The organism is Myxococcales bacterium (assembly GCA_016712525.1).
GTDB lineage: Bacteria > Myxococcota_A > Polyangia > Polyangiales > Polyangiaceae > JAAFHV01.
Map to the genome: position 1 here is coordinate 2,400,086 of JADJQX010000007.1, position 12,933 is coordinate 2,413,018.

Below are 12,933 nucleotides of genomic sequence, written 5' to 3' on the forward strand. Positions count from 1 at the left end.
CTGCGTGGGCGTTCAGTCGTCGTCACGCTCCGTGAAGAGCCCGGCCTGGAGCGCGACGGCCGCCTGCGGCTTCGTGAGGCCGAAGTGCTCGTAGGCGCGCTTCGTCGCGATGCGCCCTCGCGGGGTTCGGCCGAGGTACCCCTGTTGGAGGAGGTAGGGCTCGTACACGTCCTCGATCGTGTCGCGGGGCTCGCCGAGGGCGGCGGCGAGGGTCTCCACGCCGACGGGGCCGCCGTCGTAGTCGTCGAGGATCACCTTGAGGAGGCGCCGGTCCATCTCGTCGAAGCCCTTGTCGTCGACGTCGAGCCGCGCGCAGGCCTCGGACACGGAGCGCTCGTCGACGACGCCCGTGCCGAGCACCTCGGCGAAGTCCCGCACGCGGCGGAGGAGCCGGTTCGCGACACGAGGCGTCCCGCGCGACCGCACGGCGACGGCGTACGCGGCCCCCTTCGTGATCGGTACGGAGAGCAGCTCCGCGCTCCGCGTCACGATGCGCGCGAGGTCCTCCGGAGGGTAAAAATCGAGGCGAACGGAGTGGCCGAAGCGCGAGAGCAGCGGCCCGGTGAGGAGGCCCGTGCGGGTCGTCGCGCCGACGAGCGTGAACGGATGGACCGGGATCTGGATCGACGACGAAAACGCGCCCTCCCCCGTGACCACGTCGATCTGGAAGTCTTCGAGGGCGGGGTAGAGGCTCTCTTCGACCACCGGGTTCAGGCGGTGGATCTCGTCGATGAAGAGGATGTCGCGTGGACCGAGCTTCGTGAGGAGGCCCGCGAGCGCGCCTTTGTGCTCCACCACCGGGCCGTTCGTCATGTGCAGCGTGACGCCCATCTCGGCGGCCAGGATCTGCGCGAGCGTGGTCTTCCCGAGGCCGGGCGGCCCGGAGAGGAGGAGGTGGTCGAGCGGCTCCCCGCGGCGCTTCGCGGCCTCGACGAACACCCGGAGGTTCTCCTTGTGCTTCTCTTGGCCGACGTAGTCCGCGAACGACTTCGGGCGGAGCGCGCGGTCGTAGCGCACGTCGTCGCCCTGGAGCCCCCCGTCGAGGGCGCGGGACTCGCGCTCTTCGGGCTCCGCCTCTCGAGGCTTCTTTTTCGCCGCCATCGCGCGGACCCTACCAGCCCGGGCCGGCCGGCGTAAGCCTGGGGCAGCGTGCTCTCGGGCGCGCGTGACAACGTCGAGCGACGTCGCTATAGAGCGCTCCACGCGATGCCGGCGGCGCCCCGGCTCCAACCTTTCGCGTGGGCCTTGACATCGGGGCCAGTTTTCATAGAGTGCGCCGCCCCGAGCCGAGAAAACCGGTAGATTCGGGCAAACGAAGAGGATTCCCGTGGCCAATCATCCGTCCGCCGAGAAGCGCAACCGCCAGCGCATCACCCGCACCGCGCGCAACCGCGCCGTGTCGTCCGCCGTTCGTACCTTCGTGAAGCGCGTCCGCGTCGCCATCGAAGAGAAGAACGCCGGTGAGGCGTCGACCGCGCTCAAGGTCGCCATCGTGCAGCTCGACAAGGCCGCCTCGAAGGGCGCCGTCCACGTCAAGGCTGCCTCGCGTACGATCTCGCGCCTCTCGGCGCAGGTCCACGCGCTCACGAAGGCCTGAGCGTCTTCGCGCTGCCAAAAGCTTAGGGTGCGCGCGAGCTCGTCTCGTGGGCTCCCGAGAGGCGTCGTGAGGCGCCTCTCCGTCCCCATCGTCTAGTTGGCCCAGGACAGCGGCTTTTCACGCCGCCGACAGGGGTTCGAATCCCCTTGGGGACGCCACCCAAACCACGCCGGTCGTGCTCTCTCGAGCGCGGGCGGCGTGTACGTCTTTGTGCGCAAGAGCTCGGGCCTCACGGCGAGGCGGCCCACGCGGCGACGTCTCGGGCGACGCGGTCCCAGTCCTTGCTCGACGTGTCGAACGTCCGATGCGGGAGGCGCGTCCGGGTGAGGGCGTCGACGCGCCGGGCCTGCGAGACACGAAGCGCCTCCAAGGCCGCCGTGACCGAGCCGAACCGCTCCGCGAACGCCTGGAAGTCCGCGCCCCCGTACTCCTCGCGGAGGAGCGAGCGCGCGGAGAGCGCCTCGACGGGGACCACGAGCAACGCGAGGCGCGCCCCGAGGTCCCCAAGGCGCGCGTCGAAGGCGTCTACGAGCTCCCACCGCGGGACGAGCGCCATGTACGACAGGTGCCCGCGTTCGAGCAGGAACGTGGAAGGACGCTCTCGCTCGAGGCGCGCGATCACGGCCTCGAGCCTCCGGGTAAAGGCGGGGCCGACGCGCTCGTCCGGCGGGAGCTCGTCCATCGCGTCTCCGAGCGTCTCCTCCTCGGACACCACACACGCGGGCGCGAGGCCGATCCGACCGAGCGCGGCGATCGTCGACGATTTGCCGGTCCCCGTGAGGCCTTCGAGCACGAGACGCACGCCGCACCGTAGCACGCGCACCGTAAACTGCCGGGCTCGGGCCCTCCCTCCCGAGCGCGGGCGCCCACGCGACTCGAACGGACGCGGAGACGCGCGTTTTTTTGGATTTCGGGCGCTTCTTGGTAGCGAAGAGGCGTGGTCCCGATCCGCTCCCGCGCCCTCCTCGCCTCGCCTCTCCTCGCGACCGCCGTGCTCGCCGCGTCCGCGTTCCTCGCGGCGTGCGGGTCGAAGCCGAGCAGCGCCGACGCCTCTCCCCTCGCGCTCGAGACCGCCGCGACCGACCCTTCGGCGGGCCCGTCCGAGCCGGCCACGGTGCCGAAGGCCGAGGGCGGCAAGATCGCCGCGCGCGCCATGGAGACGTGGGTCTTCGAGAGCCCGAGCCCCAACGCGAAGAAGATAGGGTACCTGCGCGCGGGCGCGATCGTCGGCACGCGCGGCGGGGTCGCGTCGAAGGAGGGCTGCGCGGGCGGATGGATCCCGATCACGCCACGCGGCTTCGTGTGCGTCGGCCGCGAGGCGACGGGCAACCTCGACGACGCCATCGTGAAGGCCTCGTCACGGAGGCCCGAGCTCACCGCGGGCCTCCCGTACGGGTACGCCGTGGTGCGCACCTCGCACGCGCCCTTCTACACACGTTTCCCCACCGAGGCCGAAGCGAAGTCGCTCGAGTCCGACTGGGACAAACACTTCCGCACGCTCGAAGCGGCCGAGGCCGACGAGGCCAAAGAGGGCGGGTATCCGCAGCTCGCGTCCCTCCCCGACCAGAAGCTCCCCATCGAGCCCTCCCCCGGGGTGCTCGCGGCCTGGGCCACCGACGGAAAGGACGATCCGACTCCCGACTTTCTCTCGGACGGGAAGTACGTCCCGAACCTGTCGGGGCTCGTCTTTTCGCACAAACCCGACGCCGACGCGGGCTCGTCGTGCCCGGCCGGTCAACCGACCTGCATTCCCCTCGACGCCGCGCGACCGATGCGTCGGCTGGGCATTTCGTTCGTCGCGAGCCTCCGGAACGACAAACGCCGATACCTCCTCACGCCGGATCTCTTGCTGATGCCTGCCGACCGTGTCCGGATCGTGCGCGGCACGGCGTTCCACGGGGTCGAGCTCGGCAAGGGTGAGGGCGCCCTCCAGCTCCCCATCGTGTTCGTGACCAAGCCGGGCGCGAAGCGCTGGTCACTCGAGGGAAAACACCTCGCGCCGGGCGCCGAGATCCCGTGGCGCCAGGCCCTCGAGGTCGAGAAAAAGCAGCGAATCGTCAATGGAGAGCACTTTCACGTGCTCAAAGACGGGACGCTCGTGAATGCCAAAGAGTCGGCCCGCCTCGACCCCATTCGCAAGATGCCGAAATGGGGAAAAGAGGGCGAGCGCTGGATCGAGATCAACCTCGCCAAACAGACGCTCCTCGCCGTCGAAGGGGACACCCCCGTCTACGCCACGCTCGTGTCGACCGGCGCAGGTGGCATGTCCGACGACAAAGAGAAGAACCCTTTCGTGACCCCGAAGGGCATTTTCCGAGTGCATACGAAGCACGTCGCCTCGACGATGGACAGCCGCCAACCCGAGGCCGAGTTCGAGCTCCGGGACGTGCCTTATATTCAATACTTCAAAGACGGATACGCGCTCCACGCGGCCTACTGGCACGACCAGTTCGGCACTCCGCGCTCGCACGGGTGCATCAACCTCGCCCCGAAGGACGCGGCGAAGCTCTTCGGGTTCACCAAGCCCGAGGTCCCCGAGGGGTGGCACGGGGCGTCCGTCGCGCTCACGGGCAGCGTGGTGTGGATCCACAACTGAAAGCGGCAGTCAGCGAAGCCCCTCGACGAGGGTTTTCCGCGTGGCGCGGAGGCGAGCCACGAGCCCCGTGAGCCCATCGTCGGCGCCGGCACCCTCGAGGTCCTTCAGCGCGGCGTCGACGTGCGCGAGCGCGGCGGTCCGCGGTACGAATCGGTAGTCCCCCAGGGTAGGCCCCGAGGGGTACCTTTCCCGGAGATCACCCTCGGGCCCCGTGTAGACGACGACGCGGACGTCGAAGCGATCGTCGGGCTCGGAGCAGCAGCAGGCCCCGAAGGGATAACACTCGGCCCCGAGCAGCGGCGCGGCGAGCGATTCCGGCCCGAAGTCCTCGTACCGAAACACGACCACCCTGCCCGGGACACCCTTCGGGAGGGGACCGAAGTCCCGGAGGGTGCCGTTCGAGTTGCGGGAGGCATCGCGCCCTCGAGAGGCGTCGGGCGCGGCCTTCGCCACGGGAGCCGCCGAGCCGATCGGGGCGGGCCCTCCACTTCCCGGACGGGGCGAGGTGCACGAGACGAGGACGCCGACGATGACCGCGACGCCGAGGCGGCTCATCCCTCTTCCACGTAGCTCACGACGCGGAGACCGGGCACGAGCCCGTCGCGATCGTCCAGCTCGAGCAGGACCTCGAGGATCTTGGTGTCGATGCGCTCGGTCGGGTCGTCCGTGCGCACGTTCTTGCGGCCCATGCGTCGCCCGAGCTCGACGACACGCGCCGCGAATTTTCGGCCCGGATAGGCGTTCAGCGTGACGAACCCCTTCGCGCCGACCTTCACCTTGGCAAGATCCCGCTCGTCGAGGTCCATGCGGACGCGGAGCTTGCTCGTGTCGCCCACGATCGCGATCGGATCACCGCCTTGGGGGTTGTAGTACTCGCCGGCGCGGAGCTTGACCTGGAGCACGCGGCCCGCGATGGGCGAACGAATCGTGAGGCGATCGAGGGTCGACCTGGCCTGATCCCTCCTCGCGACGGCGGCCTGGACGTTCGATTGAGCGACGTACACGTCCTCGGCGCGCGCCCCTGCGAGGGCCGCGCGGCGCCGGGCTTCGGCGGCCTCGAGGAGCCCCTTGTCGGCCTCGGCTTGGCGGCGGGCGCGGTCGAGCTCGTCGGCGGTGGCGGCGCCGCCCTTCGATGCGACCTCGACGCGCTGGAGCGCCCCTTGCGAGAGCTCCGCGCGCGCCTTCGCGCTGTCGGTGTCGGCCACGATGGCGTCGCGATCTTCTTTTCGGAGCCCGCGTGTCGTCCTCATGAGCTCGGCTCGGCGCACGGCGAGGTCGGCCTCGGACGCGTCGAGGGCGGCCTTCTCGGCGTCGTTCTCGAGCTCGGCGATGGGCGCGCCCGGGGCGACCTCGTCCCCTTCTTTGACGAGCACGGACTTGATGCGGCCGGGGATGTGGCTCGCGAGCTTGGTCTCGCGGTCGGCCGGCTCGATGATGCCGTTGCCGGCGACGAGCTTGCCCTCGGGGATCTGGGTGCGCTCGTCCGTGCCCGCCTTGGGCTTCGCCTCGCGCTCGGTCTTCTTGAGCTCTTTCTCGCCGGGCACGGTCTGAGGCCCGGCGAGCACCGACTTCGTCACCATGCCCGCGGCGAAGAGGAGAAACAGCGTGAACACGACGGAACCTGGGGAAACACGGTGCTTCATGACTTCTCCACGATGAGGCCGTCTTCGATGTGAACGATGCGATCGGCGAGATGAAAAATGCGGTTGTCGTGCGTGACGACCACGACGGTGTGGCCGTGATCCTTCGCGAGCGCCTTCAAGGTCTGTGTGATGGCGAGGCCGTTCTGCGCGTCGAGGGCCGCGGTGGGCTCGTCGGCGAGGAGGATGGGGGGCGAGCCCGCGAGGGCCCGGGCGATGGCCACGCGTTGGCGTTGGCCGCCCGAGAGATCGCCCGGCTTCGAGTCGACCTTCTCGCCGAGGCCGACCTCGCCGAGCAGCTTGTGGGCCTCGGCCACGGCGGCCCTGTGCGAGTAGCCGCGGAGCTGGAGCAACATGACCACGTTCTCGGTAGCTGTGAGAGACGCGAGCAGGTTGTGGGATTGGAACACGAACCCGACGTACGAGAGCCGCAGCTCGGGCAGCGCGCTCTCCTTCGTCTTCGAGATGTCGTCGTCGAGGAGCTTCACCGTGCCGCTCGACGCCGTGAGCACGCAGCCGAGGATGGAGAGCAGCGTGGTCTTCCCGCTACCCGACGGGCCGGACAGCATGACGAACTCGCCGGGCTCGGCCACGAAGTCGACGCCCTTCAGCGCCTGGTACGCCGTAGGCCCCGAGCCGTACGTCTTCTGCACGTTGCGGCACTCGATCGCGTACGTCATCGGAACACCATGGCGGGCTCCACCTTGCGGAGCCGAAGGAGGGCGAGGCTCGAGGCCATCACGCACATGAGCACCATGACCACGATCGTGCCCAACGTGAGCTGCGGAGGGAGGTTCAGCGCGAGCTTCGCCGAACGCACCCCGACCGCGATGCGAGAGACGGCGAAGAGCCCGATGATCGAGCCGAGCACGCCGTAGATGAGCGACTGGACGAACAGCAAGATCGCGAGGTCTGTCATCTTGGCGCCGATGGCCTTGAGCGTCCCGAACTCGCGGATGTTGTCGACGACGGCGCTGAACATCGACAGCGACACGATCACGAAGCCGACGATGAGCCCGAAGACGGTGCTCGTGCCGAAGGTGATGCCGATGGGGGTCTTCGTGAGCACGTTCTTCACGATGGCCCGCTCGAACTCGGGCCGCGTCATGAGGTCCGAGTCGTGGAGGCGCGACTTGAGCTCGGCCTTCACGGCGTTCGGATCGGCGCCGGGCTCGAGCTTGACGAGCCCGAAATTCACGCGATCGCGAGGGAGCTTCGTGAGCTCACGGGCGAGCTCGTAGTCGGCGAAGCAGTAGCTCGGCCCGAACGGGATGAGGCCCCAGCTGAAGCCGCCCACTGTGACCTTCCTGCCATTCACCTCACGCACGCTCCCGACGTTGAGGCCCCCTAACACCTCGCGCTCCGAGTCCTCGAAGATCATCGTGTCGGGGCGCGTGAGGACCTTGGGGTCCCCCTGCACCATGTTCCAGGGCCCGCCGAGGTACGAGGGCGCCGCCACCCCGACGAGGTTGAGCGGCTCTTGACCGCCACCGGGCAGGGAAATTTGCACGGTCTGGAGCACGAGCGGCTCGGCCGCGGCCACGCCCTTCGCCGTGCGGGCGGCCAGGATGTCGGCGTAGGGGACGACCTTTCCGCCTTGGGTCGTCTCGGCGCCCGGAGGCAGGATCCAGATGTCGGCCGGGGTGTTCCGGACGAGCATGACGTTCTTGTAGAGCAGGCCCAAGAACGTCCCGAGCTGCTGGTTCGAGAGCACGACCGCGAAGACGACACCGAGCATGGTGCCCGCCATTTTCAAGCGATCGTGAAACATCATGCGCACCCCGGCGAGGGCCATGGTGCGAACGCGGGTGACGATGCCCGCGCGTCCGCGGATGGGCCGCGCGATCTTTCGCCCTTCGCTCACGGTCGGTCCGCCTTTCCGAAGCTGCCCGCGGCGATGCGCAGCTCTGCGCGCCCCAAGAGGAGATCGCCGTCCGCCTGGATGCGGGTCACCTCGCCGGCGAAGGCGTCGCGTTCGGCCGTGACGACGTCGAGGAAGGTGGCCGTGCCGGCCTCGTAGCGTTGCCGGGCGATGCGCGCCGCGAGCTGGTTCGCAGCGAGCCCCGCGCGAGCGGCCTGGGCCTTGTCGATCTGGGCTCGGACGGCGTGCCACGCGAGGAAGACCCGATCGCGCGCCTGCGCGGTGGCCTTCTCTTCACGGATCCGCGCGGCGACGGCGGCATCCCCGAGCGCGTTGCCGTTCACGATCTGAGTGGCGTCGAACTTGAGGGCAACCGTGGCCGTAAGCGCGTACACGCTCGACCGATCTTGGAAGCCCGTCGCGTTCGTGAAGCGGTTCTGGGCGCCGACCGACAGGGTGGGCAAGAGAGCGGCCCGCGTGGCGCTCGCCTGCCGCTCGGCGGCGCGTGCCTCGTCTTGTGCGGCCCGCACGCTCGGATGAGACGAGCCCGACCGCGCCTCCCAGTCGGCGAGCGGGGCCTCGGGCGTGAGGTCGGCGTCGAGCGCCGGGGCGCCCTCGGCGGGCTTCTTGCCGGAGTCGGTCTCGAGGGCACGGCGCGACGCCGCCACTTGGTAGGTCGCGTCGGCGACGAGCTGGCGCCCCTTGGCGACCTCGGCCTCGGCGCGCTTCTGGTCGAGCTCCTGGGCGAAGCCTGCGTCCTTTCGGGTGGTCACGAAGGCGAGGTTCTTCTCGGCCGTCGCCAGCGTGCGCCTCGCCGCGGACAGCACCGCCTCGGCCGCCACGACCTGGTAGTAGTCCCGCACGACGAGCCGCGTGACCTCGAGCCGCGTGGCCTTCGCGCGCGACTCGGCGGCCTCACGCGTGCGTTTGGTCGCCCCCATACGCTCCCACTGCCCCACGTCGACGAGCGTCATGTTGGCCGTGAGGTAGAGATCGAGCTGATTTTCGGGGACGATGAGCTTGTCCCCCACCCGCGCCTCGAACTGGTTCCGTGTGTAGACGCCCGTCACGCCCAACGTCGGCGCGAGCCTGACCGTGGCCGAGTCGGCCTCGGTCTCGCGCTGGGCGAGCACGGCCCGGGCCTCACGGGCATCGAAGGCGTGCGTCTCGGCCGAGGCGACGAACGGCTCGAGCGGCTCGAGCGCGAGCGCGACCCGGGGCGCGAGCAGGGCGACGGCCCCGAGCAGGGCGGCCATGGGCATACGTGATGGTGATCGGTCACTCATTCATTCCTCGCTTTGCCTTCTTGGGGGTGCCCTTCGTGGCGCCCTTTCGAGCCGGGGCAGCCCGGCCCGGCCGGCGGCGAACGCCGGCCAGCATGATGCGGACGTGGCCCCGGACGTAGTCCTCCGGGGTCATCGGGTGAGCCCCGCGTCCGCCGAAGAAGCGCTTCATGGCGAAATCGAGGAAGACGAACTGCCAGATCGAGCCGACGATCATGCGCGCCAAGACCTGGACGTCGACCTCGGCGATGCGGCCGTCGTCCCGGAGGGCGGTGAGCAACCCCTCGACCGCGACGAGCATGCGGAGCGGTGGGGGGACGTCGGTCACGAAGCTCGGGAGCTCTGGATTTCCCTTGGCGAGCGTGCCGACGAGGTGGGTGAGCACGGCCGGGACGATGCGTTGGAACTTCGCGAGGAGCGCGAGGCCGAGCTCCTCGAAGAGCACCTCGACGGGCTTCCCGCGAGCGCCGTATGCCACCCCCTCGACGAGGCCCGAGGTGTCGGTCTCGGCGCTCATCGCGCACTCGAAGAGGCGGGTCTTCGTCCCGAATCTCTTGAAGAGCGTTCCCTCGGACACCCCGGCGCGGTGAGCGACCTCGCTCGTCGTCGCGGCGAGGCCTCGCTCGAGGAAGACCTCGCGGGCCGCGTCGAGGAGGGCCTCGTCTTTGATGGTGGCTGGGCGACCCATTATTGAGTGAGTACTCACTTACGGTCATCGCGCGATGGAGTCAAGTGGGGATGCCGGAGGCCCACGACGGTCACGTGTGCGGTGCTTCGGCGAGGAGCCCTTCGACCTCAGCCGTGTCCGTGCGACGGCTCGGGAGGCCGACCGACCCACGCCCCCGCGCACGCGAGCACCCACGCGATGGGCGAGAAGGCGAACGCGAAGAGGAGCGAGATGGGCGCCGCGAACCCGAGGACCGCGAGGACGAGCCCGATCGCGAGCGCCGTCGCGAGGGCGGGCTCGAGCAGCGTGGGGAGCTGCGACGCCTTGGCGATGAGGTACCCGCTCAAGGGGAACGCCGAGAGCACGCCCGCCCCGAGGAGGGCCACGGGCGCGGTGGTGGCGACGTCGTGCTCGTCGACCAGGGAAAAGTCGACCTTGGCCCAGTGCCCGAAGGCGATCGACGCAGCGAGACCGAGCATCATCGCGCCCACGGTGACGAGCGCGCCGACCACGATCCAGCGCACCATGATCGGCCGCCCCTCGCGCCGGAGTGCGTCTCGCACACGCCCGAGGGTCGGAGGCCCGCTCGCCGGCTCGATCGACACGGGCTCGAGCCGGTTGCCGTCGGCCGAGGCGGCTTGCGCGTCTCCTCGGATCCGGAGGTCACGCGCGGCGAAGAAGGCGAGCGTGCCCATCGCGAGGAGGAGGGGCAGAGTGCCGACGAGCGCTCCCGGGCCGCGCCCCCACACGAGGTGCGCGTAGAGGCCGTGCACGAGGGTGGCGAGCGTCCACGCGGCCGGGAAAATGGGCCCGGGATCGCGCCGACGTTTCGCGCGGCCGAGCGCGTAGCCCCAGGTCGTCGCGAAGAAGACGTTCGCCGGGAGCGCGAGCGCGGCGCGGGCGAGCCATACCGCAGCGTGCGGGTGGGTCATCAGCATGCGCGCGTTCTCGGTCACGGCGAACCCGAGCGCGGAGGCCGCGGCGTACACCACGCCGTCGTAGGGCTCGTCGAAGTGCTTCGAGCGGAACGCGGGCCACATGGCCGCCGTCTTGGCAGCCTCGCGGATCGGCGCCACGAACGCGAAGATGAAGACGAGCGCGCCAGCGTCTCCCGAGACGTGCGCGTTCACGTCGAGGCCGGTCCACTTCGTGGCGAGGTGCTGCAGGTAGAACGCGACCCCACCGAACGCCCCGCCGAGGAAGAACGTCGTGAGCACGAGCGGCACGGGCTCGCGGCGCGTGTCGGAGAAGTGCACCACGCCCAGCAAGAGCAGGGCCGGGATCACCGCCGGCAAGAGCCACCACAAAACGTGCGCCACGCCGCTACCTTAGCAAAGCGAGCTCGGCGCGGTCGATGCGGGACGCAAGGAGCACGCCCACGCGGTCACGGGCCGAGGTGGAGGCCGATGCGCAGCGCGCCCGCGAACCCGAAACCCGCGGATTTTCCGTCGTATTTGGCCACGTCGCTGTTCAGGTACTCGGCCTGCACCTCGGGGGGCAGATCCGAGAAGCCCTCCGGCGGAGCCGACTTCGGCCTTTGGAGATAGAGGAAGTCCCCGGTGAGGCCGAGCCCGAGGGAAAAGTAGTTCGTGATGAAGTAGTCGAACCCGAGGTCGATGCCCGCGTTCCAGCCCCGGACGCTCACGTTGCTCGTGAGGTCGGCGGCGGTGGTGGCGTTCTGGGCCGCGTTGCTCGCGAAGAGGTCGTTGAGCGAACCGACGCCCGAGTAGCCGCCGTGGCCTCCGATGAGGACGTCCACCTTGGAGATGGGGAGCTTGAAGAGGAGCTCGCCGTTCGCCTGCACGAGGTTGAAGGTGGAGAGCTTGTGCCAGCGCAGCTTGACGCCGAGGCTCACGACCACGATGCGGATGCCCGCGCCGATGCCGGCCATGAAACCGCCGCCCGAGTCCTTCGTGATGCCGAGGTTCTCGACCGAGAACGATGTCATGTTGGCGTAGCTCCCGCCGAGCTCGCCGTTCAGCCAGAGGAGCTCGGTGAGGCGCGAGCCCTCTTCTTCGCCCTTGGCCTCGGCTGGAGGTGCTCCCGGTGTGGCCCCGTCGCCTTTCGGGCGGAGCTCGTCCGGGAGAGCGGGCGCCGCCGACGGCGCGGGGGCAGCGGGGGCAGGAGCCGTGGACAGAGGGGCCGTGGACGCAGGGGCCGCGGGAGGCGTCGGCTCCGGAGCGGCGGGCGGCGCAGGCTCATTTTGCGCGCGGGCGACCTCGGACGAAGAGACGAGGGCGAGAGCTACGGCCGCCGCGACGAGCGCAGGACGCCCGAGAGCAAAGGAGGTCATGGTCTTTACGATACACGCCTCGCGGCCCGCATTCATGCAAGTGTCCGAAGGCTGCATACTGCACACACACGGCACCCTACATGCGAACGACCGTGATCGCCGTCAGAGGCCGAAATGAAGCCCCGCGCGCGGACCTACGAAGAGGCCGAAGACAGGATCGCCCCCGCCGAAATAGAGGCCCGGCGAGGCCGTGGCGCCCACGGAGAAGAGCGACGAGAGGTAGTAGTCGACACCGACGTCGAGACCGACGTTGCCCCCCGAACCGCCCCCCGCGTTCGTGACCGTGAAGTAGCCGCCGTGCGCGCCGAGCACGAGATCGGCCGAGCCGAGCACGAGGTGGTAGGCACCTTCGGCGTTCAGGAGCAGCGAGTTCGTCGCCCCGACAAGATCGCGCACACGCGCCCCGAGCGTGAAGCTGACGAGGCGCACGCCGACCGCCCCGCCGAACCCGAAGAGCCCCGTCCCGGAGCCACCGCCCGCGAAGAATCCGCCGCCCACGTCGGCCGCGGCGTACACGAGCTCGAGGCGACGGCCGCTGTCCTCGTTTTCGGCTTGGTTCAGCTGCGCGACCGTGCCGCTCTGCGGTCCTCCGCCGGGAGCGCCGGGCGGGCCCTGCGGGTATCCAGGCGGCGCCGCGCTCGGAGCTCCGAACGGCGGCGGAGGGACGAGCTGCGCGGAGGCCGAGCCCGCGAGCGTGCATAGTGCACCCAAAAGGCCGAGGGCGACGGCGCGCTTCACGAGAGCCTCTCCTTCGCGGCCGCCGCGAGCTCGTCGTCGGGGAGCTCGGAGGTGGGGATCCGGTAGTCTTCGGAGAGCCAGCGGCCGAGATCGACCGCTTGGCACCTCGCCCCGCAGAACGGAAACGAACGGTTCTCTGCGCGCGGGGCCGCCTTTTCGTGGCAGATGGGGCAAGTGCTCACGTGCCGGAGCGTACCACGCGGATAGCCCAGGTGGGTGCCGTGTGATGGCGCAGGTCCATCCTTCCCGACGCGCTCG

Annotated in this window: 14 protein-coding genes and 1 tRNA gene; 3 read left to right on the plus strand and 12 right to left on the minus strand. The window is 69.8% G+C overall.

Annotated elements, in window-relative coordinates:
• Positions 1–12: 12 nt before the first annotated feature.
• The gene (gene ruvB, locus IPK71_27155; protein ID MBK8217422.1) at positions 13–1,101 is read right to left on the minus strand and encodes a Holliday junction branch migration DNA helicase RuvB; all 1,089 of its coding nucleotides are present in this window, start codon (positions 1,099–1,101) and stop codon (positions 13–15) included.
• Positions 1,102–1,327: 226 nt separating this feature from the next.
• Between ruvB and rpsT the strand changes: the two genes are divergently transcribed.
• Positions 1,328–1,597, plus strand: coding sequence for a 30S ribosomal protein S20 (gene rpsT / locus IPK71_27160; protein MBK8217423.1), 270 nt, complete (start codon positions 1,328–1,330; stop codon positions 1,595–1,597).
• Positions 1,598–1,678: 81 nt separating this feature from the next.
• A tRNA-Glu gene (locus IPK71_27165) sits at positions 1,679–1,755 on the plus strand.
• A gap of 71 nt (positions 1,756–1,826) precedes the next feature.
• Here IPK71_27165 and IPK71_27170 read toward each other — a convergent pair.
• The gene (locus tag IPK71_27170; protein ID MBK8217424.1) at positions 1,827–2,399 is read right to left on the minus strand and encodes a hypothetical protein; all 573 of its coding nucleotides are present in this window, start codon (positions 2,397–2,399) and stop codon (positions 1,827–1,829) included.
• Positions 2,400–2,534: 135 nt separating this feature from the next.
• On the opposite strand from IPK71_27170, the gene IPK71_27175 reads away from it, so the two are divergent.
• Complete coding sequence (locus tag IPK71_27175) at positions 2,535–4,193, plus strand: L,D-transpeptidase (protein ID MBK8217425.1); 1,659 nt, start codon at positions 2,535–2,537, stop codon at positions 4,191–4,193.
• A gap of 9 nt (positions 4,194–4,202) precedes the next feature.
• On the opposite strand, the gene IPK71_27180 is transcribed toward IPK71_27175, so the two are convergent.
• The 10 genes from IPK71_27180 to yacG form a co-directional block, all read right to left on the minus strand.
• Positions 4,203–4,748 carry a hypothetical protein gene (locus IPK71_27180; GenBank protein MBK8217426.1) on the minus strand — a complete coding sequence of 182 codons (546 nt, stop codon included), beginning with the start codon at positions 4,746–4,748 and terminating at the stop codon, positions 4,203–4,205.
• Positions 4,745–5,836, minus strand: coding sequence for an efflux RND transporter periplasmic adaptor subunit (locus IPK71_27185; GenBank protein ID MBK8217427.1), 1,092 nt, complete (start codon positions 5,834–5,836; stop codon positions 4,745–4,747). The genes IPK71_27180 and IPK71_27185 overlap by 4 nt, the downstream gene beginning before the upstream one ends.
• Complete coding sequence (locus IPK71_27190) at positions 5,833–6,513, minus strand: ABC transporter ATP-binding protein (protein MBK8217428.1); 681 nt, start codon at positions 6,511–6,513, stop codon at positions 5,833–5,835. Before IPK71_27190 ends, IPK71_27185 begins: the two co-directional genes overlap by 4 nt.
• Complete coding sequence (locus IPK71_27195; GenBank protein MBK8217429.1) at positions 6,510–7,697, minus strand: FtsX-like permease family protein; 1,188 nt, start codon at positions 7,695–7,697, stop codon at positions 6,510–6,512. The genes IPK71_27190 and IPK71_27195 overlap by 4 nt, the downstream gene beginning before the upstream one ends.
• Complete coding sequence (locus tag IPK71_27200) at positions 7,694–8,980, minus strand: TolC family protein (GenBank protein ID MBK8217430.1); 1,287 nt, start codon at positions 8,978–8,980, stop codon at positions 7,694–7,696. Before IPK71_27200 ends, IPK71_27195 begins: the two co-directional genes overlap by 4 nt.
• A complete protein-coding gene (locus IPK71_27205) occupies positions 8,973–9,665 on the minus strand; it encodes a TetR/AcrR family transcriptional regulator (GenBank protein MBK8217431.1) in 693 nt (230 codons plus the stop codon). Before IPK71_27205 ends, IPK71_27200 begins: the two co-directional genes overlap by 8 nt.
• 107 nt (positions 9,666–9,772) lie before the next feature.
• A complete protein-coding gene (locus IPK71_27210; protein ID MBK8217432.1) occupies positions 9,773–10,963 on the minus strand; it encodes a PrsW family intramembrane metalloprotease in 1,191 nt (396 codons plus the stop codon).
• Between the two features lie 65 nt (positions 10,964–11,028).
• The gene (locus IPK71_27215) at positions 11,029–11,937 is read right to left on the minus strand and encodes a hypothetical protein (GenBank protein ID MBK8217433.1); all 909 of its coding nucleotides are present in this window, start codon (positions 11,935–11,937) and stop codon (positions 11,029–11,031) included.
• Between the two features lie 102 nt (positions 11,938–12,039).
• The gene (locus IPK71_27220) at positions 12,040–12,675 is read right to left on the minus strand and encodes a hypothetical protein (GenBank protein ID MBK8217434.1); all 636 of its coding nucleotides are present in this window, start codon (positions 12,673–12,675) and stop codon (positions 12,040–12,042) included.
• A complete protein-coding gene (gene yacG / locus IPK71_27225; protein MBK8217435.1) occupies positions 12,672–12,857 on the minus strand; it encodes a DNA gyrase inhibitor YacG in 186 nt (61 codons plus the stop codon). The genes IPK71_27220 and yacG overlap by 4 nt, the downstream gene beginning before the upstream one ends.
• Between the last annotated feature and the right edge of the window lie 76 nt (positions 12,858–12,933).